This is a genomic window from Microvirga antarctica, assembly GCF_017921815.1.
GTDB classification, from domain to species: domain Bacteria; phylum Pseudomonadota; class Alphaproteobacteria; order Rhizobiales; family Beijerinckiaceae; genus Microvirga; species Microvirga antarctica.
On the sequence record NZ_JAGEMM010000007.1, the window covers coordinates 72026 to 93204 of the forward strand.

Here is a 21179-nt window from a genome sequence, read left to right on the forward strand (position 1 = left end):
TCCTCAACCCCTCCAATGCAGGGCGAAGATCAGCGTGAAGATCCGGCGCGCGGTGTCGAAATCCAGCACCAGCTTGCCGTCGAGACGCTTCATCAGGAGTTCCGCCGCCTCGTTATGCAGACCGCGGCGGCCCATGTCGATCGCCTCGATCTGAGCAGGCGACGCAGAGCGGATCGCCTTGTAATAACTGTCGCAGACCATGTCGTAATCGCGGATCGTGTTGCGGAAGGGCGTCAGCGACAGGTGATGCGTGACAAGGCGCTCGCCCGAATCCGAATTGACCTCGAAACACAGGCGGTTCTCGACGAGACCAACATGCAGCGCGTACGGCCCGCCCTCGTAATTCGGCAGCGCGAAGTAATTCGCCTCCACGATGTCGTAGATGGCAATGGCGCGCTCATGCTCCTGGTCGGGGTTGCCCCGGCCGATCGAGGTCTCGTCCAGAGTAATGGCGATCAACCGACTCCGTTCGTTCGCCATCCCCCCTCCCGTCCTCACATGTTCAAGCGGATCGCCACCGACCGCGCGTGGCCTTCCAGCCCCTCCGAGCGTCCGAGCGCGATGGCCGCCGGACCGAGCGCGCGCAGGGCCTCGGCGTCGCATTTCAGGATCGAGGTTCGCTTCATGAAGTCAAGCACGCCGAGCCCCGACGAGAACCGGGCCGAGCGCGCGGTGGGCAGGACGTGGTTGGGACCGCCCACATAATCGCCGATCGCCTCCGGCGTGTGGCTGCCGAGGAAGATGGCGCCGGCATTGCGCACCCGGGCCGAAAGGGCGTCGGCATTCTCGGTTTCGATCTCGAGATGCTCGGGGGCCAGCCGGTCGACGAGGGGAATGGCATCCTCCAGAGAGGCCACGAGAATGATGGCGCCGAAATCCCGCCAGCTCGCCCGGGCGATCTCCGCCTTGGGGAGACTGAGCAATTGCCGCTCGACCGCACCCTCGACGGCATCGGCCAACGCCGCATCGTCGGTGATCAGGATCGCCTGCGCGACCGGGTCGTGCTCGGCCTGTGCCAGAAGATCGGCCGCGATCCAGTCCGGATTGGCGTGACGGTCGGCAAGGATGAGAACCTCGGAGGGGCCGGCGATCATGTCGATTCCGACCTGCCCGAAAACCCGTCGTTTCGCCGCGGCCACAAACGCGTTTCCTGGCCCGACGATCTTGGCGACCGGCGCGACCGACGCGGTTCCGTACGCGAAGGCGGCAATCGCCTGGGCTCCGCCGATGCGGAAGACCTCGTCGACCCCGGCAAGGCGGGCTGCCGCAAGAACGAGCGGATTGGTCTCGCCATGAGGCGTCGGCACCATCATGGCAAGCCGCGGGACGCCCGCGACTTTGGCCGGAACGGCGTTCATGAGAACCGATGAGGGATAGCTTGCCCGCCCGCCCGGCACGTAGAGGCCGACGGATTCGATCGCCGTCCACCGCCAACCGAGGGTGACACCCAGCGAATCGGTGCTCATATGGTCCTGCGGAACCTGCGCCCGGTGATAGGTCTCGATCCGCTCCTTCGCCAGGGCGAGGGCCGACAGCTCCTCCGGCGAGCAACGTTTGGCCGCTCCTTCGATTTCCTGATCCGAGATGCGCAGGCTCTCCGGGGTCAGGTACAGGTGGTCGAAACGCGCCGTATAATCGATCAGCGCCTGGTCGCCGCGGGCCACCACGTCCTCGATGATGGCGCGAACGGCGTGGTCCACATCCTCGGAGGATTCGCGCTTGCCCGAGAGCAGGCGGGAGAAGGCGTCCGCGAATGACGCGTCACGGGCGTCGAGTCGCACCGGCATCAGGGGCGCTCCGGCGATGCATCGTCGTGGACGGGACGGCCATCGGCGGCCCATACGGGGCCCACGTCCATCATCTGCAATTCCACGCAATCGATATCGACCTGAATGGCGCCGCCCTCGGCGAAGATCAGCGTCGCGGTGCCCGAGGGCGCATCCGTCTCCTCGAAGGAAATCGCCAGCAGGTTCAGAACCGAATCCTTGTTCGATTGATCGATTCCCCGGACCCGTACGCCCTTCACCTGTTCGAAATGCATGCAGGTCAGCCGCCGCTGCGGCTTGTCCAGTCCGCACTCCCAGTCGAACCGGCGCACTTCGATGGCGAAACGGCGCTCCTTGGGCAGGAACACAATATCGCCGACCCGCAGCACCGCATCCTGGAGATGGGTCGAGATGATGGCCAGATCCTCGGCATCGAGGGCGACAAGTTTCAGGAGGTCCATGGGCTGCCAACTGGTTGCCGGGATCAGCAGATGAGCGGAAGATAGGATCCCGGATAAGCGTTCTCGTTAGGTAGATAGCAGCGCACCCGAGCGCAACCTTTGCCGGCGGGCGCGACGCCATTCTATCCGCGCAGGCGCTCGATTTCCGCCCCGCACCGCGCGAGCTTGGCCTCCAGGGCCTCGAACCCGCGGTCGAGGTGATAGACCCGGTTGATCGTCGTTTCCCCGTCAGCCACCAGACCGGCGATGACCAGCGAGACCGAGGCCCGCAGGTCGGTCGCCATGACCGGCGCGCCCTTCAGGCCGGCAACGCCTTCCACATAGGCGCTGTCGCCGTCGAGCCGGATCTGCGCGCCCAGGCGCGCCAACTCCTGCACATGCATGAACCGGTTCTCGAAAATCGTCTCGCGAATCCGCGAGGTCCCGTTCGCGCGGGTCATCAGGGCCATGAACTGGGCCTGGAGGTCGGTGGGAAACCCGGGGAACGGGTCCGTGGTCACGTCGACCGACTGGATTCCGTTGCCATTGCGCCGGATCCGGACCCCGCCGAAGGTCGGCGTCACCTCGGTGCCCGATTGCTGAAGCACATCGAGGGCGAATTGGAGAAGCTCCGGCCGGGTGTTCTCGAGCACCACATCGCCGCCGGTCATGGCGACCGCCATGGCGTAGGTCCCTGTCTCGATCCGATCGGGCAGGACGTCGTGAGAGGCGCCGCCGAGGCGGGACACGCCCGTGACGACGATCTCCGAGGTTCCCGCACCCTCGATCTTGGCGCCCATTTTCACGAGGCAGGCCGCAAGATCGGCGACTTCAGGCTCGCGGGCAGCGTTGCGAATCACCGTCACCCCGTCGGCCAGCGTCGCGGCCATCAGCGCCACGTGGGTCCCGCCCACGGTCACCTTCGGGAAGTCGATCTCGGCCCCTTTAAGGCCCTTCGGAGCGGTGCCAATCACATAGCCGCCGTCGATCTCGATGGTGGCGCCCAGCCGGGCCAGGGCCATGATCAACAGATCGACCGGCCGGGTGCCGATGGCGCAGCCCCCCGGCATCGACACCTTGGCGTGTCCGAAGCGGGCGAGCAGCGGCGCGATGACCCAGAAACTCGCCCGCATGGTCGAGACCAGCTCATAGGGCGCGCAGGTGTCGATGACCGCGCGAGAGGTCAGCCGGATGGTCTGACCGGTCTCGGTGGTCTGGCCGGGGCGGCGGCCCGCGATGGTGTGGTCCACACCGAAATTGCTCATGATGCGCAGAAGGGACGAGATATCCGCCAGCCGGGGCACATTGCCGAGTTCCAGGGTTTCGTCGGTCAGCAGGCTCGCGATCATCAGGGGCAAGGCCGCATTCTTGGCGCCGGAGATCGGAATCGAGCCGTGGAGAGGCGCGCCGCCCCGTATGCGAATGCGATCCATCAGGACCCCCTCAATATGCGTGTCACAAACCAGACCTATGCAGGCAGCAAGGCGGTGCGGCTAGTCTGACGGCTTGTCGCGCTGCGCAAGACCGCCCTCGGGCCGCGCCTCGCCGTCGGCGACAGTCGCCGCCTTGCGGCCGCGCGCCTGAGCCTTGCGCCGCTTGAGGTTTTCTTTCAAGGCGGCAGCCAGCCGGTCGGCCTTCTGTTGCGATCTCACGTCTGTCATGATTCTCGCGACCCATCGTCGCCACCACCAGATAAAGGGTTCGCAAACAGCCCTCAACCAGAATATCAGTGAGATATGGCGACCTTGGCCTTGCGTGAGATCAATGCCGTCTCGGCCGGCATCCCCGATAGAGGGTGTCGTTTGGATCTCGTCCGGTGAGATGATGGATTATCAGAGCTTCTTCACGTCGGCGCTGACGCGCCTCCAATCCGAGCAGCGCTATCGCGTGTTTGCCGACATCGAGCGTCTGGCCGGCCGGTTTCCCGACGCCATTTGGCACAGTCCGGCGGGGCCGAAGCCCATCACCGTCTGGTGCTCGAACGATTATCTCGGCATGGGCCAGAACCGGGACGTGACCCGGGCCATGGTGGAAACCGCCTGGCGCGTCGGCACCGGCGCGGGCGGCACCCGCAACATTTCAGGAAACAGCCACGCCATCGTCGATCTCGAGGCTGAACTGGCCGATCTTCACGGCAAGGACGACGCCCTCGTCTTCACCTCCGGCTACGTATCGAACCAGACCGGCATCGCCACGCTTGCGCGTCTGATCCCCGGCTGCCTCATCGTCTCCGATGCCCTGAACCACAATTCGATGATCGAAGGCGTCCGCCAATCGGGCTGCGAGAAGGCGATTTTCCGCCACAACGACATGGCCCATCTGGAAGAGGTGCTCATCGCCGCCGGCGACCGGCCGAAGCTCATCGTGTTCGAGAGCGTCTATTCCATGGACGGGGACGTCTCGCCCATTCATGCGGTCTGCGACCTCGCCGAACGCTACGGGGCCATGACCTATCTCGACGAGGTGCACGCGGTCGGCATGTACGGCCCCCGCGGGGGCGGAATCGCCGAGCGCGACGTCGCCATGCATCGGATTGACGTGATCGAGGGGACCCTCGGCAAGGCCTTTGGGGTGATGGGCGGCTATATCGCCGCCTCGAAGGCGATGATCGATGCGGTGCGCAGCTTCGCGCCGGGCTTCATCTTCACCACCGCCCTTCCGCCGGCAGTGGCGGCGGCGGCGGCCGCCTCGGTCCGCCATCTGAAGAATTCCTCGGTCGAACGGGAGCACCAGCAGCGCCAGGTCGCCCGGGTGAAGGCCGCGCTGATCCGGGCCGGCCTGCCCGTTCTCGACACCGAAACCCATATCGTGCCGATCATGGTGTGCGATGCGGAAGCCTGCAAACTGGCCTCCGACCGCCTGCTGGAGAAACACGGCATCTACATTCAGCCGATCAACTACCCCACCGTGCCGCGCGGCACGGAGCGCCTGCGCATCACTCCCACCCCATTGCACACGGACGCCCACACACAGACCTTGGTCCGCGCCCTCACAGAGGTCTGGGGCGCCCTCTCCCTGACCCTGAATGCGAAAGTCGCCGCGGCCTGACATTTAATTCGCCAATCAAACTTGCGCCCGGCGCTGCCCTATGGCAGTAACCGGCGCGTCGCACGACAGGCTGCCGTAGCTCAGTGGTAGAGCACTCCCTTGGTAAGGGAGAGGTCGAGAGTTCAATCCTCTCTGGCAGCACCATTTTTCTCAATGAAATCAGTGCACCTCCCCCTCATCCAAATTCTGCGACCGGTAATTCGGTGCGAACAAGGGTAGAACACGGCAGACGAATCCGTGCAAAATCCGGGTACGAGATTTGCTAATGCCCTGAACGCCGAGACGCGGCATTCTTCCTTGCGTTCGTCGAGCCGCCTGGCCTGCAGCCTTGTCCTGAGGACGTTCACGGACATTCTGGTGGCAGTCGCGGCATACCGTATGCGCGATGCAGCCCGAGACACGCCGACGTCAGCGTGAAGTTATGGGTAGTGCAAGATCGTACCGGCCGGGGGCTCGCTCAGGCGCTCCGCAGGGCGGTTGGATCAGGGGGCACGACTTCGCCTCACGCCCAACCCCAGTGCCGACACAGTGCCCGCTGCATTGTCCTACAAAATCAAATCGCCCGTCCACACCACCTTGAGACTGCGCAGCAGGATCTGAAAATCCGCGACGTGGTCGCCGTTGGTATCGCCTTCGAGAATGACGTGTGAGCCGGATTTGGCCGTTCGGAGTTGGCCGGCGGCAGTGAATGGCAGGGTCTCGATATAGACAAAATGCTGTTTGCCGGAAAACTTCACGTTCGCGTCGTACGATCGAAGGTCGATGCGGTCGACACCGTTCTTGAAATCCGTGATCGTGTCGCGCGCCTTTCCGAGCCCCGCCTCTCCGCGGGTGAACACGAACCGATCCACGCCAGCGCCACCTGTCATGACATCTGCTCCCGGGCCGCCCTGAATGACGTCGTTGCCGCCCAGTCCGCGGATGATATCGTCGCCCGCATTGCCTTTGATGACATTGGAGGCCCCGTTCCCCGTCAGCGTATTGGGAAGCGCGTTGCCGACGATGCTGAGGGACAGCGTTCCGCTGACAACGGCGTCCTCGACATTCGCACTGAGGACGATCCCGCTTCTGGACGACGAAATGCGATCATGGCCACCGGACAGAGCCTCGGTGATCACATCGGAGAGCGAGTCCGTCCAGTAGACGTCATCGCCGTCGCCGCCGGCCATCTGGTCGCTGCCAGCGCCGCCGTCGAGCAGATCGTTGCCGCTCTCGCCGACCAGCACGTCGTTGCCGTCAAGCCCCGAGAGCCAATCGTTATCCTTGCCGCCGTTGAGGGTATCGGATCCGGTCGAGCCGGTGATCGTGTCATCCCCTTTGCCACCATAGGCTTCGCCGGCCCATGTGAAGTTGTCGGAGGTGAGATAGCCGGTGCGAACATTGCCGACGATGAGGCCCGTATGCTCGCTGTATTCGTAGACCCAGGCATGCAGGGACGGATAATCGTAGAATCCGTCCCTGATCTTGTAGGCACCGGTCGCGATGGCGGTTTTGACGGTCTCATCGAAGGTGCTGATGTCGGCACCGCCCGTGCGGGCATGATCGAAAAATGACGTCATGGCGGGATAGAGCGCCCCAGTGGCAACACCGGTGAGGGTCGCGTTGCGCACGATCAGTCCGATCGTCGGATCGAGCAAAGCAGCGTCGCGATCGGTCGTGATGAACAGCTGGGAGTGGTTGCCGACAGCTCCGTCGTCCCACCCCACTGCGTGGAAATTGGCGCTGAGCGTGCCGAATTCCTGAATCAGGAACATCGTCTGCTGGACGTATTGTCCACACGACAGGAGATCGGCAGACAGAAGGGCAGACAGGTCGACACCGGCGTTGCTCGAGCCATACGGCGCCAGATCGTAGGATACCACGGTGCAGAAGGCAGCGATCTGGACTTCCGCGCTCGCCGATTGCAAGCCGGCATCGGCCACGAAATCCGCTTTGTGCGTCTGATAAAGGTCGACGATCCGGGTCGGATCGGACCGGATCGCGGCGTATTCGGAGCGTTTCAGATAAGCCACGAGAGCCCCCTTCTGCATGGCGACGCGGAGGTGTCCGCTTCGATCGTCGTGTTGCTGCGGGCGAGCGGCGGGTACGGCGCCTGCAGCGTCGGTACGCGCAGTGGCAACCCGGAAGCTCGCACCGCCCGCTAAGCGCGGTTGTACTGCCCGGACCAGAGGGCGGGAACGCCTCCGCTTGGCCTCATCACGGCGTCGCTCTCAAAGTGCAGACAGTCACTCTCATCGTTTTCCCTCGGCTTCCGTCACGGATTTGACAATTCCCTAACGTAAACTCTGAACGTCATATTCCGGCGCAGAGTCTATTAGATCCCTTCTCTCTGACTTGATCTTACGAAATTTTCAAGTCATCGCTCTCCATCGTGAGACCGCACTCACATATGACGTTGCGTCATCTACAATGACGTTCCGATTAAGAAATTATCCACCGCTCTACTGATAATCTTTTGCCGTTCAACGTTCTCAGCCTAACGCCCTGGCGCGGATGCCAGCTTGACCGTCGGGTGGGATAAACCGCGCGTGGGATAGCGTTGCGGCAATGTGCGCGACCAAATCGGTCCTCTGGTCTTCCGGAAGGCCGCATGACAAGCTCCGGCCCGAGGCTTTCCGCCTGCCGACCCCGGTTCGGAACCAAGCGTGCCAAGTCCGGTTCACCTCGGCGGGCGCGAGCGCCCATGCACTCAAATGGAGATTCCGATGCGGACCGTCTTGATACTGGCAGCAGGCTTGACCGTGATGGCAACATCCGCGTTCAGCCAACCCTATTCACGCGACAGGGACGATGCAGGTCGCGGGGGCTGGTACGAGCGTCGCGGCGACTGGGAGCGCGGCCGTGAGCCGGACGACCGCCACGGATCCGCAAGCCCCAGCGAGAATGAGCCTGACAACGATCGGGGCGATGGTGGCGCGCGGTTCTCCCTCCGGATGGGCGACACCCACATCAGAGTCGTTTGTGGCGATCGCGAACCGTCGCGGGCGTGTGTCGAGGCCGCGATCCTTTTGTTGGACCGCGTCAAGGCATCCGCACCGGCGTCGCCGCCTCCGCCTTCGCCTGCCGGCCAGTAACCACTGTTCGCGTCGGTGCCGCCTCAAGCCCCTTCTTCGTCAAGGCTTGGGACGGTGCCGTCGGTTTCGATCTCGGCGATGCGGGCCTCCACGAGTTCGGCAAGAGCGCTGTCTGGCGTGAGCGCCCGAAGGTTGCGGGCAGCGTCGCGCAATTCGTCGAGCGTCGCGCCATCGACGAGAGTCCGTTTTGCGATTTTCATCGATTGTCCGAAATCCATCGACACCTCCCTTCCGAGGGGGCCGGAATGACGGCCGATTGCGGCAGCTATGAGACATCGTTGCAGCTCTTCGGAGGTGTTGTGATGGGTCGAACAAGCCAGGCCATCAAAAAGACTGGTCGGTAAACGTGCGAAAACGCTTCACGAGCCCGTGACCCCGGGCCGATGCTGGAGCGGCTACGCTTGCCTCACACGACGGAATGGTGCGACCAGACGCGTCATCCCAATGACCGATTCGTTAAGGACACCATCATGACGCACATCGCTTTCGCCCGTCTTGCAGTGCTCGCCGGTATGACGGTCGCCACGATGGCTCACGCGGCCGAGACGGATCCCGCCCTTCGCGCACCGGGGCAGGTTCAGATGGGGGCCGAGTCGCGCACCTACTACCGGGAGCACCGCCTGCGTGCCTATGAGAAGACCCGCGCGGCCACGAGCCAGGGCGCGACCTGTGTCACGCCCAAGCTGGTCTGTTGGATTGGCGCGCCAATGTCCGACGGCGACACATGCAGCTGTGAGACGCGGCGGTTCGGAACGGTCGAGGGCGTAGTCGGCGGCTAGAGCGCCGCCGCCCCGCGCGACCGGAGGGTGGTGCCGAGCGGGCGATGCCTGGCGGATTTTTCTCAGTCCACCGATGATGTCGCAAGGTGGGACTCACAGCGTGTGAGATAGACCTGAAAGAGACGATCTGTCGGATCGAGGGCGACGAGCCCATGGAGAAGTCCCGCGGCCTTCTCCCACTCTCCCGCCTCATAGGCAGCGACAGCCGCGGCCCATTGGTCGAGGGTCTGTGCATGGAGCGAGGTGGGGCGCAGTTCCGGCTCGTCCTCGCGCTCGGCGCCGATCAGCTCGTAGAGCGCAATGGCCATGTGAGCCCCCTGCGGAATGGCGCGATCAACGAAGCGAAAGAGAAAGCTGTCGCCTGCGGCTCGGCGCACGTCCTCGCTCACGAGGATGAGGGTGCCGTATTGCTTGTTCAGCGCCTCGAAACGCGACGCCATGTTCACGGTGTGACCGAGCGCCGTGTAATTCATGCGATCGACCGATCCCACATTGCCGACGACGGCGTCGCCGGTATGGATGCCAAAACGCGTCGGCATGGGACGCCCGCCCTCGGCCACGAACGCCGCGTTGAGGCGATCGAGGCAGCGCGCAGCGCGCAGGGCACCAAGACATCCAAGCGCCACATGATCCGCGTGCTGCTCCGGCGCGTTCCAGAAGGCCATGACGCTGTCGCCGATATACTTGTCGATGGTCGCGCCTGAGCGCACAAGCTCGGCGCCGATTTCGCTGAAGTAGCGCGAGGTTTTGGCCATCACCTGCTCGGGATCGAGGGATTCGGCCATGGTGGTGAACCCCGCGACATCCGAGAACAGCACGGTGATGGGCTGGCGAATGCCGCCGAGATCGGACGAGAAGCGTCGCCCGATGATCCCGCGCACGAGAGCCGTCGGCACATACCGCATGAAGTTGCTGAGGACGAGCTCGAGCGTGTCGATGGCGCGCGACAGCTCGCGCACCTCCATCACGCGCGATTCCGGGCGCCGACCATGGCCGAACTCGAACTTCATGATGCGGCGGATGTCTTCGGTCGCCCGGCGCAGGGGCAGCGCCAGCCGGCGCGATGCCAGCAGCACGATCAACATCGCGACCAGCACGGAGGCCCCGCTCACCAGCAGCAGCTTCGAGGCGATCAGTGCCGCCGGCTTCAGCATCGTGTCGTAGGGAATGGCCAGACTGATGAACAGGTCATCGACACCTTCGCCGACCCGCTCCGAGCGGCCGAAATAGCTCTCCCCGTCCACCACGAAGGAGGAGCTGCGCGGCCGGCTGCCGCCCACGGCCTGAAAGTTCCGGTACATGCCGCTGAGCAGCGGAGACCCGAGATCGTCGACGGTCAGGAGCCTGTCCACGAGATCCGCCTGCCGGATCTTGCGCAGGGACCCGCCGCGGGGATGCGCGATCAGCGAGCCCGCCGAATCGAAGACGAGCAATTCGAGCTCCTCCGGAAAGCGCAGCTTGTCGAGATACTGGTCGAGGCTTGCCAGCGTCATATCGATGCCGAACACCGCGCCCGGCGTGCGGCGCGCCTGCCGTGCGAGCGTGATGCCCGCCTCCGGCACATTGGCGAAACGATAGGGCGGCGTCAGGATCGAGCCCATTTTGGCGAGGCTCGCCGCATACCATGGCCGTTTGCGAGGGTCGAAGGTTGTCGGTTGCGGTGGCACCCGACGCAGTTCGCGGCCGTCCTTGTCGATCACGATCCACCGCGCGGTCGGGCCTGCGTCGGTGTTCTCCACAATCATGAAGGCGTAGGCCGCATCGGGAAGCCCGGGGCCGATCTCGGGAGGCCGCGTCCCGTCGAGGCTCTGCACGACCACATGCGTACCATCGCTGCGCCCGACGAAGATGCCCATGGCGGCCGGCAGCACGTCGTCGAGATCCCCAAGGACACCGGTGAGAACCTTGGCGAGGTCTTCCAGGGGGAGGTCCGCATCGACCGTCAGGGACGCCGTATCCAGAACCGAGCCCGCCACTTTCAGGCTGCCGGAGATCTCTTCGCGGATCGTCGTGGTGATGCGCTGGAAGTCCTCTTCCGCGTCGCTGAATGTCAACCGTGTCAGCTGGACGTGGTTGTAGCCGATGAGGGCGCCGGAGATCGCCAGAACGATGATCATGAAGACAAGAGCCACGAGCCCTTGCAGAGACCACAGAAAGGATTTCGGCGCGTCGCGCGTCATCGCTTTCCATCCATCAGGCTCGTCCCCTCCAGATCCGCAGCGGGCGGAACGTGCGATGTGTCTAGCACGTGCGAGATGCTATCCGGAAGGGAGAGGTTGAAGCCCTGCCGCCCGTCAGTCCAGGTGTGAGGCGGCAAGGTAGATCGCGACCAGACGCTCACAGCCCTCCCGGTCGACCGCATCGAAGCGTGCCGGCGACGGGCTGTCGAGATCAAGAACTCCAAGCGCCTCGCCGTCGCGCAGGAGCGGAACGACGAGTTCGGAACGGGAGGCGCTATCGCAGGCGATATGCCCAGGAAAGGCGTGGACATCCGGCACGACCATCGACGTCCGCTCCGCGACGGCCGTTCCGCAGACGCCACGGCCGACCGGGATGCGGACGCAGGCGACCTTGCCCTGGAACGGGCCCAGCACCAGCCCCTCGCCGCGCATGAAATAAAATCCAGCCCAGTTGAGATCGGGCAGCTGGTCGTAGAGGAGCGCCGCCATGTTGGCCGCATTGGCGATGGCATCCGGCTCACCCTCGAGCAGGCCGGTCAGTTGCTGCGCCAGAGAAGCGTAGCGCTCCTGCTTGGTGGCGGAAGACGGGACGGATTCGACATCGAACATGACAGACGATGTACGGTTCGGACTGCCCCGTGTCCAGAGGACGCCCCCTCCCCCTGCTCCGATGCGGCATGCAGACGCGGAACGCCTCCAGGTGCCCCGGCTACCCGATGGGGGTATGGCGCAGCCGGGCTCCGCCCGCTATAGGATCCTCTTCTTATGACGCAACGGAACACTCAATGGCGACCCTGACATTCTCCAACGCCCTGCCGGCAGGCCGTCGCCTGGAGGATTTTCTGAAGCCGGTAACCCTCCCGATCACGTTCGGGCCCGGGAGCGCGGCGTTTCAGGTCGACGATTACGGGAGCCCCGTGGACGTCGTCTACAAGGGCCCCAGCATCGGCGCGAATGCCGGCAACGTTTCGTTTCTCAGCATCGGCGGCTCGTGGCTGACCTATGGGGCGGACGATAACGTCACCCGGTTCAGCTATCAGGGCAGCCTTGAGACGTTTCATGCGAGCGGCGCCACGGCGGCCGCCGAGATCATGAAGGGCGATGACAGCATCATCGGGTCCGATAACGGCGATTTCCTTGAAGGCTATGCGGGCAACGACACGCTGCAGGGCGGCAAGGGCTCGGACACGATGGTCGGCGGCAGCGGCAACGACACCTATTATGTCGATGACGGCGCCGACCGCACCACGGAAAACGCCAATGGCGGCTATGACCGGGTGTTCACCAGCGTGGACTTCGCCCTCGCCTACTCCGACGAAGTCGAAGAGCTGCGCGCCACCGCCAGCCACGCGGTTGCGCTCACCGGGAGCGGCACCAGCAACCTCATCGTCGGCACGGCCTTCAACGACACGCTCAACGGCGCGGGCGGGATCGACACCCTCATGGGAGGGGCCGGCGACGACACCTATATCGTCAACAACCCGGCCGATGTCCTGATCGAGGAGGCCGGTGCAGGTCTCGATACGGTGCTGACGCGGACGGATTACGCGCTCGGGGCCAATTTCGAGATTCTCAAGGCCATCGCCGGCGGTTCGGTCGGCCGCATGGCCGGCAACGAACTGAACAACGAGATCACCGGCAACACCGGCGCCAATACCCTTTACGGCTACGGCGGCAACGATACGCTGTATGGCGATGGCGGTCATGACAGGCTGATCGGTGGCGACGGGTCGGACATCCTGTTTGCCGGGATCGGCAACGATTCGCTGTATGGCGGCACCGGTAACGACACCCTCTATGGGGATGTCGGCAACGACTATCTCCGGGGTGAGGACGGCAACGACAAAATCTATGGCGGCGCCGGCAACGACACGCTCCTTGGCGACAAGGGCAACGATCTGCTCTACGGCGACGTGGGCAACGACAAGATTTATGGCGGGGCCGGCAACGACAAGCTCTATGGCGGCCTCGGCAAGAACGCGCTCTATGGTGGCGACGGCAACGATGTGCTCTACGGCGGCATTCACGCTGAAACGCTCAACGGCGATGCCGGCAACGACAAGCTTTACGGCGATGCCGGCAATGACCTGATCAACGGCGGGCTCGGCAACGACGTGCTGTCCGGCGGACCGGGCGCCGACACCTTCCTGTTCAATACGAAGCTCGGGCCAAAGAACGTGGACCGGATCGTCGACTTCACAGTCGGCTATGACAAGATCAGGCTCGACGACCTGGTCTTCAAGGGCTTCGGCCACCGCGGCAAGCTCAGCGCCGACGAGTTTCACATCGGGTCAGCCGCGCAGGATTCCTCCGATCATGTGATCTACAACGCATCGACCGGAAGCCTGTTTTTCGACCCCGATGGTGCAGGCGGCGCTGCGCAGATTCGGTTCGCGATCCTGAAGCCCGGACTCGCGCTCGGACCGGGCGATTTCTACATCATCTGACGCGCGACGATCGCCTAACGCTCGACCCGCACCACGACGCTGTCTGTTGCGCCGCTCGCATCGACCACCGACAAGCGGACGAAACCGGCCCCTTCCGGATTCCACACCGTTTCCCGGCGCAGGCTTGCGCTACGAACCGGCGCGCCGTCCACCAGCCATGTGAGGGGCGGGACGCCGCCCGAGGCCTTGAGCGACAGGCTTGCAGTTTCATGGACTTCGCTGCGGTCCATCTCGACGCGAGAGCCATCGAGCGGAAAGGCGATCTTCAGCGGCGCCCGGATCGTGGACGCGATGGTCTTGGGAACGTCGTGGCGGATATGGCGCAGCGGCGGCGGAAGACTGGCGGTTGTCGCCTGGAGGGTGAAGGGGGGCGCGATGAGACTCTCCGGTTCGCGGTTGAGCCGCCCATAGGCATCGAACAGAATGGGCGCCGCCACGACGCGACCGATGAGCCCGGGTACCGCGGTTCCATCGGGTCTGCCGACCCAGACGCCGATGGTGAAATGGCGGTCGTAACCCACCGCCCAGGCATCCCGATAGCCGTACGAGGTGCCGGTCTTGAAGGCGATCCGTCCGGCAAGCGCGTTATCGGGTGGAGGCGCGCCGCGCAGGATGTCGAAAATGTACCAGGACGCCACCGGGTCGGCGATCCGTCGATCGGAAGGAGTGACGGGCCCGCCATTGGCGCGACGAACGAGATCCGGCATCGCACCACCTCGTGCCAGTCCCGCATAGAGCCGCGACAGATCGGTGAGCGTGATGCCGAGGCCGCCGAGCCCGACGGCAAGGCCGGGTGCCGCGTCCTTCGACAGGGAATACGCAACATCGCTCTGCTGAAACCGCGCCAGCAGACGGGCCGGCCCAAGCTCGTTGAGCAACTCGACCGCAGGCACGTTCAGCGACAGCTGAAGCGCCCTGCGGGCCGTCACTGTGCCTTGAAACGCGAGATCGAAATTCTCGGGTTGGTACGCGCCGTAGCGCGAGGGTCGGTCGTCCAGAAGCGTTTCGGGGTGCGCAAGCCCGCTCTCGAATGCCAGCGCATAGATGAACGGCTTCAGGGCCGAGCCCGGAGACCGGATCGCCCGCGTCATGTCGATGGCGCCGGCTCTCTGCCGGCTCATGTAGTCGGGACTGCCGACCTGGGCACGAACCTCGCCGGTCGCGTTGTCGATGACCAGGATGGCAAGCGACAAGGCCGGGCCGAGACGCTCTGCCCGGTCCCGCGCAAGGTGCTCGAGGCTCGCCTGCAGACGCCCGTCGATGGCGAGCCGGTGCGTGGTTTCGGTCGGCTGCTCCGCATAGGCGGCCTCTGCGGCGTGCGCTGCCAGCATCGGAAAGGCCCGTCGCGGAAGTCGAACAGACTCGGCTTTGGCGGCCGCGGCTTCGGCGGCAGTGATGACACCGCTCGCGCTTGCGCGGTCGAGCACCCGGTCCCGCGCGGCCCGCGCAGCCCGCGACTCGCGATCGGGGCGACGGGTTTCGGGCGATTGTGGCAAGGCCACCAGCAGAGCCGCCTCCGCGAAAGTCAGGCGTTTCGGCTCGCGGCCGAAATACGACAGGCTTGCCGCGCGGACGCCTTCGAGGTTGCCGCCGAACGGCGCGAGCAGAAGATACAGGCGCAGGATCTCGGCCTTCGAGAATCGGTGTTCCAATTGCACCGCGCGCACCATCTGCCGCATTTTCGCGGAGAGCGAGCGCTCCTCGCGCGGCTCGAGCAACCGGGCCACCTGCATGGTCAATGTCGACCCGCCCGACACGATGCTGCCGCGCGACACCCATTGCCCGGCGGCCCTTGCGATGGCGAGCGGATCAATCCCGCGATGCTGAGCGAACCGCCGATCTTCGTAAGCCTTAAGCATCGACAGGTAGCGTGGGTCAACGTCGGCAACCTCGACCGGAAGGCGCCAGCGTCCTTCCGGCGTGGCAAATGGCCGAAGCAGATGGCCCTCGCGATCAGTCACGATGGTCGAGCGGGCCTGTGCGACAGAGAGGTCGAGCGGACCGAGCGAGTCGACAAACCGCCAGAGCCCGAAAGCCGCAACCGCGAGACCGCCCACCGCAAGGGCTGCGATTGTCAGGAGGCTGCGCCGCAATGCCGACATGGCTATTGGTCCCTATGGTCTGCTCGAGAGAACCTCGACAGCGCCGAAAGCCGTTCGCCCGAAGCGCTCCGGGCGATACATGTCCTCCACCTGCGCGGCCGGATGAACGTAGCGGCCCGGCGAAACCGCGCGGACCATATAGGCGATGGTAAAGAACGCCGATTGCGAGGGCTCGCGATCGAACGCCGCCACGAACCGATCGTCGCGGAACTCCGTATGTGAAGGCTCGACGTCGCGCTTGAGCCACGGCAGCTCGGCCACGCTATCGCTGTCGGCGAGCTTGGGATTGTCGATCTCGAAACCAGCCGGAAGCCTGTCGACGAGCAGGATGCGCGCCTGCTTGGCGGCGGCTTCCGTCACCTTGAGCACGACCACCAGCCGCTCGTTCTGTTGCACCGTCGATGGCTGCACCTGAGTGCCGTCGAGTTTGTAGTAGGACCGGTCCACCGCGTAGCCGGCCGACAGGGCGGGCTGCGGCTCGATGGGACTGCCGCTGACCGTGATCACCGCCTGCACCGGTGCCGGGCCGGCATTGGCGAGAGACACGGATCCGCTGGCAAGCGTGCTGTCGCGATAGGCTTGATAGAACGCACCCTTTCGGTTCGCGCCGTTGATCGTGAGCGACATCGCCTCCGCCTCGCGGGCCACGGCTTGCGCGGCCAAAACCAGCCACGCCTGCTCCTGCGTGCTCGTGCGCCGGTTGCCGCGCTCTTCGTCGATGATCCTGGCCACCGGCTGGATCACGGCGGGCACATTGTCGGTTTCGGACGCCAGCGTCAGAAGGCCCGCGCCGTCGCGCAGACGCGAGCCATAATCGCCGCGGAACGCGCCGTTATCCTTCTCGCCCGTCAGCAGCTCCACGGCGGACGCGAATGTCTTCTGCGCGCGGCCGCGATCACCCAGCAGGGCGAGGGCCGCCGCGAGCTGGCCGCGCGCGAGCGGCGAGGTAAACTCCGCAAGCTTGGTATCGGCCAGATAGCGTAGGTCGCCCATCACAGGCCGTCCGTTGCGGGCCAACACATAGGCGGCGTAAGCGAGGTTTGCGCCGTTATCTCCGACTTCCGTCGTGTTCGCGACAAAGTTCCGCAACCGATCGAGCGCGACGGTGAACGCCACCTGCGGCACCACGAATCCACGCTCACGAGCACGGGTCAGGAAATCGGTGGTGTAGGCATCGAGCCAGAGGTCGTCGCCGCCCACTGACCAGAGCCCGAAGGAGCCGTTGGAATCCTGTCGCGCGAGCACCCGCTCGATGGCGCCGCGTACCCGCTCGTCCGCCTTCTCGTCGAGCGACAGCTTCTCTTCTTCGGCGAGCTTGTTGACATACAGCAGCGGCAACGCACGGCTGACCGTCTGCTCCGTGCAGCCATAAGGATAGCGATCGAGCGCCTGCAGCAAGGCCGGCACATCGAGACTCGCGCGCGGCGACACCGACACCGACACGACGCCCGTTCCAGAGAGGATATCCGCGACCAGATCCTGCGAGACCGTCAGGCTCGCGCCCGGCGCGAGTGAACGCACGGTTCGCTGTGCAATCGACCCGGTGCCGGGCTGGATCGCGACCGCGAAGGTTTGACCGATGGGATCCAGTCCCGGTCCGCGCAATGTCGCGTCGATCACAGCCTGTCCGTGTCCGCCGGCCGTCACGGGAATGGCCAGTTGGCCCTTTGCCTTCGCGTCGAGCCGGATGACGGAGCGCAACGATTCCGCCGGCACGATCACGGGACCGCGCAGGTTGAGATCGAGCGTGTAATCGCCCGCTGCGCCCTCCACGTTGTCGAGCTGAACGGAAAACCGCGAACGATCGCCCACCGACAGGAACCGTGGCAGGGTGCCGGAGAGCACCACCGGATCGCGAATGATCACATCCGACGTGGCGTGTCCGACGCGGTCGCGTGTCCACGCCACCGCCATCACACGGGCCGTGCCGTTGAAGGCCGGAATGTCGAAGGTCACCTGCGCGGTGCCGTCGGCCTCGACTTTCACGATGCCGGAGAAGCGCGCCAACGGCTCCTGCGTTGGCGGGATTCCATCGAGAGGCTTGGGCTCCATGTCGCCGCCGGAACGGATCGACCCGCGCGTTCCCTGCATCCCGTCGATGAGATAGCCGTAGAGATCACGCAACTCGGCCGAGAGCTGCTTCTGACCGAAGAAATATGCGGTCGGATCGGGCGGTGTGTAGCGGGTGAGATTGAGGATCCCGACATCGACCGCCGCCACCGTGATCCGCGCTTCCTCGCCGGGATTGAGGCCCGCGACTTTGACCGGCAGATTGAGCGTCCCGCGCGGACGGATCTTCTCGGGCGCATTCAGATCGAGTGTGAGCGCACGCGATTCAGGATCGATGGCGAACCAGGCGGTGCCGAGCGAGCGACCGGGCATGCGTCGCGCCGCCTGGTCGAGCGGACGGTGTGCGAGGGCGACCAGATAGGCGCCCGGTCCCCATTCGCCCCGGACCGGCACGGCGATGTCGGAGCCGGTCGCCGCAACTTCTACGACCTGGATGTCGTGCATTCGGTCGCTGACGACCGCCAGCGTGGCTTTGCCCTTGAAGCGCGGGTTGAGACGAACGCGCATCGTCTCGCCGGAGCGATAGCTCGCCTTGTCGAGAGTCATGTCGAGCAGGTCGGGCGTGTCGGCGGTCTGGTCGCCCGACCACCCGACGGTGAAGGACACGCTGGTCTGTGCGGTCTCACCGAGGTCGGATGCACTTACGTCAAGCCGGTAGCTTCCCCATTCGACCGGCGCGGAGAGCCGCGCGGGCGCGGTGGTGCCGACATCGAGACGGCCGTCGCTCATGCGGCGCGTGGTCTTGACCGGCTCGTAGCCCCAGCGGCCGTCCGAGTTGTACCATTGGTAGCGCCGCTCGACCTTGTAGAGGTTCCACACGACATTACGGTTGCTCACGCGGGTGCCGTCCGGATTGGCCAGCACCACGTCGAAGGTTGCGTTCGCGCCTTCGCCAAGCTGGCCCGAGAACGTCTTGCGGACAGCGACCACCGGGCCCTTCGGCAGGATCGGCAGCGTGACCGTGCGCTCCACGGCCCGGCCGCCGGTTTCGGCCACGCGCAGGGTGATGCGCGCCTCGGTCGGCCGCGGGGCGGAAACGTCCTGCACCGGAATCTTGAGGCTGGCGCGCCCCTGCGCGTCGGTGGTGGCCGCCTCTTCGATCTCTGCGGTCGAGGATTCCACCGGCTCGTCGTCGAGGCCCGTGGTGTAGCCATCCAGTCCCTTGATGCCGCTGGCGCTTGCCGCCGCAACGGTGACCTCGCCCGAGACCACAAGATCGGATCCGGGCGCGCCGTAGAGATAGCGCGCCGAAAGGTCGATGGGCGCCGGCAACCCGGGACGCAGGGCCTCGACCTGCGGCGAAAGCTTCACCTCAAGCCTCTCGGGGATGTAATCCTCCACCAGAAACGTCACGTCGCCGATGGCCGGGCCCTTCGGGTCCGTGTAGGCGGCAACCCGCCAGGTTCCGCGCAAAGACCCGGGCAGGATGGGTATCGCAAAGGCTCGTCCGCCGAGTCCCTGATCCTCCACCTGCGCGCGGCGATATTCGACGCCGTCGGGGCGACGCACCACCAGGGTGAGCGGGATGGACGGCACCGCAACACCTTTCACGTCGCGCAGAAGCGCCGTCAAAGCCACCGTTTCGCCCGTGCGATAAACGCCCCGTTCAGTGTAAAGAAATGCATCGACCGCACCGGATGCGACCCGTCCCTTGACGCCGCGATCGGTCAGATCGAATGCGGCCGATCCGAGATCGAGAAAGCCGTAATCGGTGCCCGCGCTGGCGACGAGAATTCCGGGCGCCAGTCCGCCCTCGCCGCGTGCGAGACCTGGATCGAACAGCGCCACGCCGGCGCTGTCGGTCTTGACCGTGGCAAGCACTTCGTTGTTGCGGGCAACCAGTCTGATCTCCACATCGGCACGCGGCTCGGCGCTCGCCAGCGACCGGACGAAAACCTGCACGCCGCCCTTGCCGCTGAACGCTGTCAGACCGAGGTCGGACACAACGAACCATTGCGTGGCGATGTTGTCGTAGCTGTCGGACGTCTCGTTGTTGCCCGGCGAACCATCGTTCGGCTTGGCGGTCATCACATAGACGCCGGGCTCAAGCTTGCCGATCGCCTCAATGACCGGGAACGCCGTCACTACGTCGCGATTCAGATCGGATGCTGTATCAAGGGTGCCGTTCCAGATGCGCAACCCTTTGTCGCGGGCAATCTCGGCAGCCGAATAGCGGGTGATCTGACCGAGAAAATCAGACGAGCGAACGGTCGGCAGCAGATTGCGGTCGCCGATGCGGTAGACCTCCACATCGACCTTTGTTGTGTTCACCGACACGAGCGGGATGCCCTCCTGCCCGGTGCTCGGCAGGACGTAGTTGCGGCCGGTGAAGCGCGCCTGCGGCGACCGGTCCCGCACGTAGATCTCGTAGTCATAGGGCTTGAGCAGCGTCTCGCCCACGGATGACGGCAGGCCCTGTCGCAGCACGACGGAATAGCGCTCGCTGTGCTTGAGACCATCGACGCAAAGCTGGGAGGCCTCGGCCGTGACGGCTGCTGAGGCGCTGCCGGAGATGGCCACGAACGGTGTAAAATCGACCTTCCCGCTGGCGAGCGGATCGGAGAACTGAAAGCACACTCGTGGCGAGGCGGAATCGGAATCGACCTTGAAATCCGTCACGCGAAATCCGTGCTCGACGCGAAGGGGTTCGTAGGTCGCGCGGACAGTCGGATCGTCGCGCAGCTTGAGGCTTGCCGCATACGCATTGAGCGACGGCCGCCAGGATTGCTGGGCCGCGTAGACCTGTCCCAGAAGTGCCAGCGCGGAGGCCTCTTCCGCGGTGTTGGTCGCGCGTTGATAGGCCGTGTAGGCAGCGACCGGCTGGCGCTCCTGAAGTTTGTAGCGCTCCTGCCAGTTATTGCCGGGATCGATCGCGAGCGCGGCGCGGGCAAAGCCTGCCCAATTGGCCGCGACAGCCGGCTCGACCGCGATGGCCGCCGAAAACAGGTTCAGCGCCTGGCGCGCGTTGCCGCGAGCGAGCAACGCTTCGCCCTCGCGCCGCAACTGGGGCGCAGGTTTTCCCGCAATGAAGGAAGTGGCCTCCGTCTTCAGGGTCTGCTCGAGGCGCACGCTCTCGCTCGCCAGATCGTCCCGCGAGAAGCTCTTCTGCCCCTGCGCCTGGGCGGTGAGAATCGAGGCAACGAGCATTGCGGCACCGAGCAAGGTGCGCACGACAGATATGACCATGGACGTCGTCCTCGATTGAAGCCGTAGCGGTGCGACCTTACCACCGCTTGGTCGCGCCACAAGGCGGCCATTCGTGTTGCAACGCAC

15 protein-coding genes and 1 tRNA gene are annotated in these 21179 nt (G+C 64.9%); 5 read left to right on the forward strand and 11 right to left on the reverse strand.

Features of this window, described 5'->3' with window-relative positions:
• Positions 1 to 3: 3 nt before the first annotated feature.
• From J4G32_RS18380 to J4G32_RS18400, 5 genes are all read right to left on the reverse strand, one after another.
• A complete protein-coding gene (locus J4G32_RS18380; RefSeq protein ID WP_210497008.1) occupies positions 4 to 480 on the reverse strand; it encodes a UPF0262 family protein in 477 nt (158 codons plus the stop codon).
• A 14-nt stretch (positions 481 to 494) separates the two neighbouring features.
• A complete protein-coding gene (gene hisD, locus J4G32_RS18385; protein ID WP_210497009.1) occupies positions 495 to 1787 on the reverse strand; it encodes a histidinol dehydrogenase in 1293 nt (430 codons plus the stop codon).
• Entirely contained in the window at positions 1787 to 2227 is a 441-nt protein-coding gene (locus tag J4G32_RS18390) for a DUF2948 family protein (RefSeq protein WP_210497010.1), read from the reverse strand. The genes hisD and J4G32_RS18390 overlap by 1 nt, the downstream gene beginning before the upstream one ends.
• Before the next feature lie 122 nt (positions 2228 to 2349).
• Positions 2350 to 3639 (reverse strand): UDP-N-acetylglucosamine 1-carboxyvinyltransferase, encoded by a 1290-nt coding sequence (gene murA / locus J4G32_RS18395; RefSeq protein ID WP_210497011.1) that lies wholly within the window; start codon positions 3637 to 3639, stop codon positions 2350 to 2352.
• A 60-nt stretch (positions 3640 to 3699) separates the two neighbouring features.
• Complete coding sequence (locus J4G32_RS18400) at positions 3700 to 3867, reverse strand: hypothetical protein (RefSeq protein WP_210497012.1); 168 nt, start codon at positions 3865 to 3867, stop codon at positions 3700 to 3702.
• A 163-nt stretch (positions 3868 to 4030) separates the two neighbouring features.
• On the opposite strand from J4G32_RS18400, the gene hemA reads away from it, so the two are divergent.
• Positions 4031 to 5254 carry a 5-aminolevulinate synthase gene (gene hemA / locus J4G32_RS18405; protein WP_210497013.1) on the forward strand — a complete coding sequence of 408 codons (1224 nt, stop codon included), beginning with the start codon at positions 4031 to 4033 and terminating at the stop codon, positions 5252 to 5254.
• Between the two features lie 69 nt (positions 5255 to 5323).
• Positions 5324 to 5398 (forward strand) — tRNA-Thr (locus J4G32_RS18410).
• Between the two features lie 401 nt (positions 5399 to 5799).
• On the opposite strand, the gene J4G32_RS18415 is transcribed toward J4G32_RS18410, so the two are convergent.
• Positions 5800 to 7266 carry a calcium-binding protein gene (locus J4G32_RS18415; protein WP_210497014.1) on the reverse strand — a complete coding sequence of 489 codons (1467 nt, stop codon included), beginning with the start codon at positions 7264 to 7266 and terminating at the stop codon, positions 5800 to 5802.
• A gap of 693 nt (positions 7267 to 7959) precedes the next feature.
• Between J4G32_RS18415 and J4G32_RS18420 the strand changes: the two genes are divergently transcribed.
• A complete protein-coding gene (locus J4G32_RS18420) occupies positions 7960 to 8328 on the forward strand; it encodes a hypothetical protein (RefSeq protein ID WP_210497015.1) in 369 nt (122 codons plus the stop codon).
• Positions 8329 to 8351: 23 nt separating this feature from the next.
• On the opposite strand, the gene J4G32_RS18425 is transcribed toward J4G32_RS18420, so the two are convergent.
• Positions 8352 to 8546 (reverse strand): hypothetical protein, encoded by a 195-nt coding sequence (locus J4G32_RS18425; RefSeq protein ID WP_210497016.1) that lies wholly within the window; start codon positions 8544 to 8546, stop codon positions 8352 to 8354.
• Between the two features lie 252 nt (positions 8547 to 8798).
• Between J4G32_RS18425 and J4G32_RS18430 the strand changes: the two genes are divergently transcribed.
• Entirely contained in the window at positions 8799 to 9107 is a 309-nt protein-coding gene (locus tag J4G32_RS18430) for a hypothetical protein (RefSeq protein ID WP_210497017.1), read from the forward strand.
• A 62-nt stretch (positions 9108 to 9169) separates the two neighbouring features.
• On the opposite strand, the gene J4G32_RS18435 is transcribed toward J4G32_RS18430, so the two are convergent.
• Both J4G32_RS18435 and J4G32_RS18440 read right to left on the reverse strand, forming a co-directional pair.
• Positions 9170 to 11287, reverse strand: coding sequence for an adenylate/guanylate cyclase domain-containing protein (locus J4G32_RS18435; RefSeq protein ID WP_210497018.1), 2118 nt, complete (start codon positions 11285 to 11287; stop codon positions 9170 to 9172).
• Between the two features lie 114 nt (positions 11288 to 11401).
• Positions 11402 to 11896 carry a GAF domain-containing protein gene (locus J4G32_RS18440; RefSeq protein WP_210497019.1) on the reverse strand — a complete coding sequence of 165 codons (495 nt, stop codon included), beginning with the start codon at positions 11894 to 11896 and terminating at the stop codon, positions 11402 to 11404.
• A 176-nt stretch (positions 11897 to 12072) separates the two neighbouring features.
• Here J4G32_RS18440 and J4G32_RS18445 point away from each other — a divergent pair, with 176 nt between their 5' ends.
• Positions 12073 to 13734 (forward strand): calcium-binding protein, encoded by a 1662-nt coding sequence (locus J4G32_RS18445; protein ID WP_210497020.1) that lies wholly within the window; start codon positions 12073 to 12075, stop codon positions 13732 to 13734.
• A gap of 14 nt (positions 13735 to 13748) precedes the next feature.
• On the opposite strand, the gene pbpC is transcribed toward J4G32_RS18445, so the two are convergent.
• Complete coding sequence (gene pbpC / locus J4G32_RS18450; RefSeq protein ID WP_210497021.1) at positions 13749 to 15836, reverse strand: penicillin-binding protein 1C; 2088 nt, start codon at positions 15834 to 15836, stop codon at positions 13749 to 13751.
• A 12-nt stretch (positions 15837 to 15848) separates the two neighbouring features.
• Positions 15849 to 21092 carry an alpha-2-macroglobulin family protein gene (locus tag J4G32_RS18455; protein WP_210497022.1) on the reverse strand — a complete coding sequence of 1748 codons (5244 nt, stop codon included), beginning with the start codon at positions 21090 to 21092 and terminating at the stop codon, positions 15849 to 15851.
• Positions 21093 to 21179: the final 87 nt, after the last annotated feature.

What these genes read in the sequence shown, in the direction of transcription:
- J4G32_RS18380 (WP_210497008.1), bottom strand. Translation starts at nt 480, where the DNA reads ATGGCGAACGAACGGAGTCGGTTGATCGCCATTACTCTGGACGAGACC.
- hisD (WP_210497009.1), bottom strand. Translation starts at nt 1,787, where the DNA reads ATGCCGGTGCGACTCGACGCCCGTGACGCGTCATTCGCGGACGCCTTC.
- J4G32_RS18390 (WP_210497010.1), bottom strand. Translation starts at nt 2,227, where the DNA reads ATGGACCTCCTGAAACTTGTCGCCCTCGATGCCGAGGATCTGGCCATC.
- murA (WP_210497011.1), bottom strand. Translation starts at nt 3,639, where the DNA reads ATGGATCGCATTCGCATACGGGGCGGCGCGCCTCTCCACGGCTCGATT.
- J4G32_RS18400 (WP_210497012.1), bottom strand. Translation starts at nt 3,867, where the DNA reads ATGACAGACGTGAGATCGCAACAGAAGGCCGACCGGCTGGCTGCCGCC.
- hemA (WP_210497013.1), top strand. Translation starts at nt 4,031, where the DNA reads ATGGATTATCAGAGCTTCTTCACGTCGGCGCTGACGCGCCTCCAATCC.
- J4G32_RS18420 (WP_210497015.1), top strand. Translation starts at nt 7,960, where the DNA reads ATGCGGACCGTCTTGATACTGGCAGCAGGCTTGACCGTGATGGCAACA.
- J4G32_RS18425 (WP_210497016.1), bottom strand. Translation starts at nt 8,546, where the DNA reads ATGGATTTCGGACAATCGATGAAAATCGCAAAACGGACTCTCGTCGAT.
- J4G32_RS18430 (WP_210497017.1), top strand. Translation starts at nt 8,799, where the DNA reads ATGACGCACATCGCTTTCGCCCGTCTTGCAGTGCTCGCCGGTATGACG.
- J4G32_RS18435 (WP_210497018.1), bottom strand. Translation starts at nt 11,287, where the DNA reads ATGACGCGCGACGCGCCGAAATCCTTTCTGTGGTCTCTGCAAGGGCTC.
- J4G32_RS18440 (WP_210497019.1), bottom strand. Translation starts at nt 11,896, where the DNA reads ATGTTCGATGTCGAATCCGTCCCGTCTTCCGCCACCAAGCAGGAGCGC.
- J4G32_RS18445 (WP_210497020.1), top strand. Translation starts at nt 12,073, where the DNA reads ATGGCGACCCTGACATTCTCCAACGCCCTGCCGGCAGGCCGTCGCCTG.
- pbpC (WP_210497021.1), bottom strand. Translation starts at nt 15,836, where the DNA reads ATGTCGGCATTGCGGCGCAGCCTCCTGACAATCGCAGCCCTTGCGGTG.
- J4G32_RS18455 (WP_210497022.1), bottom strand. Translation starts at nt 21,092, where the DNA reads ATGGTCATATCTGTCGTGCGCACCTTGCTCGGTGCCGCAATGCTCGTT.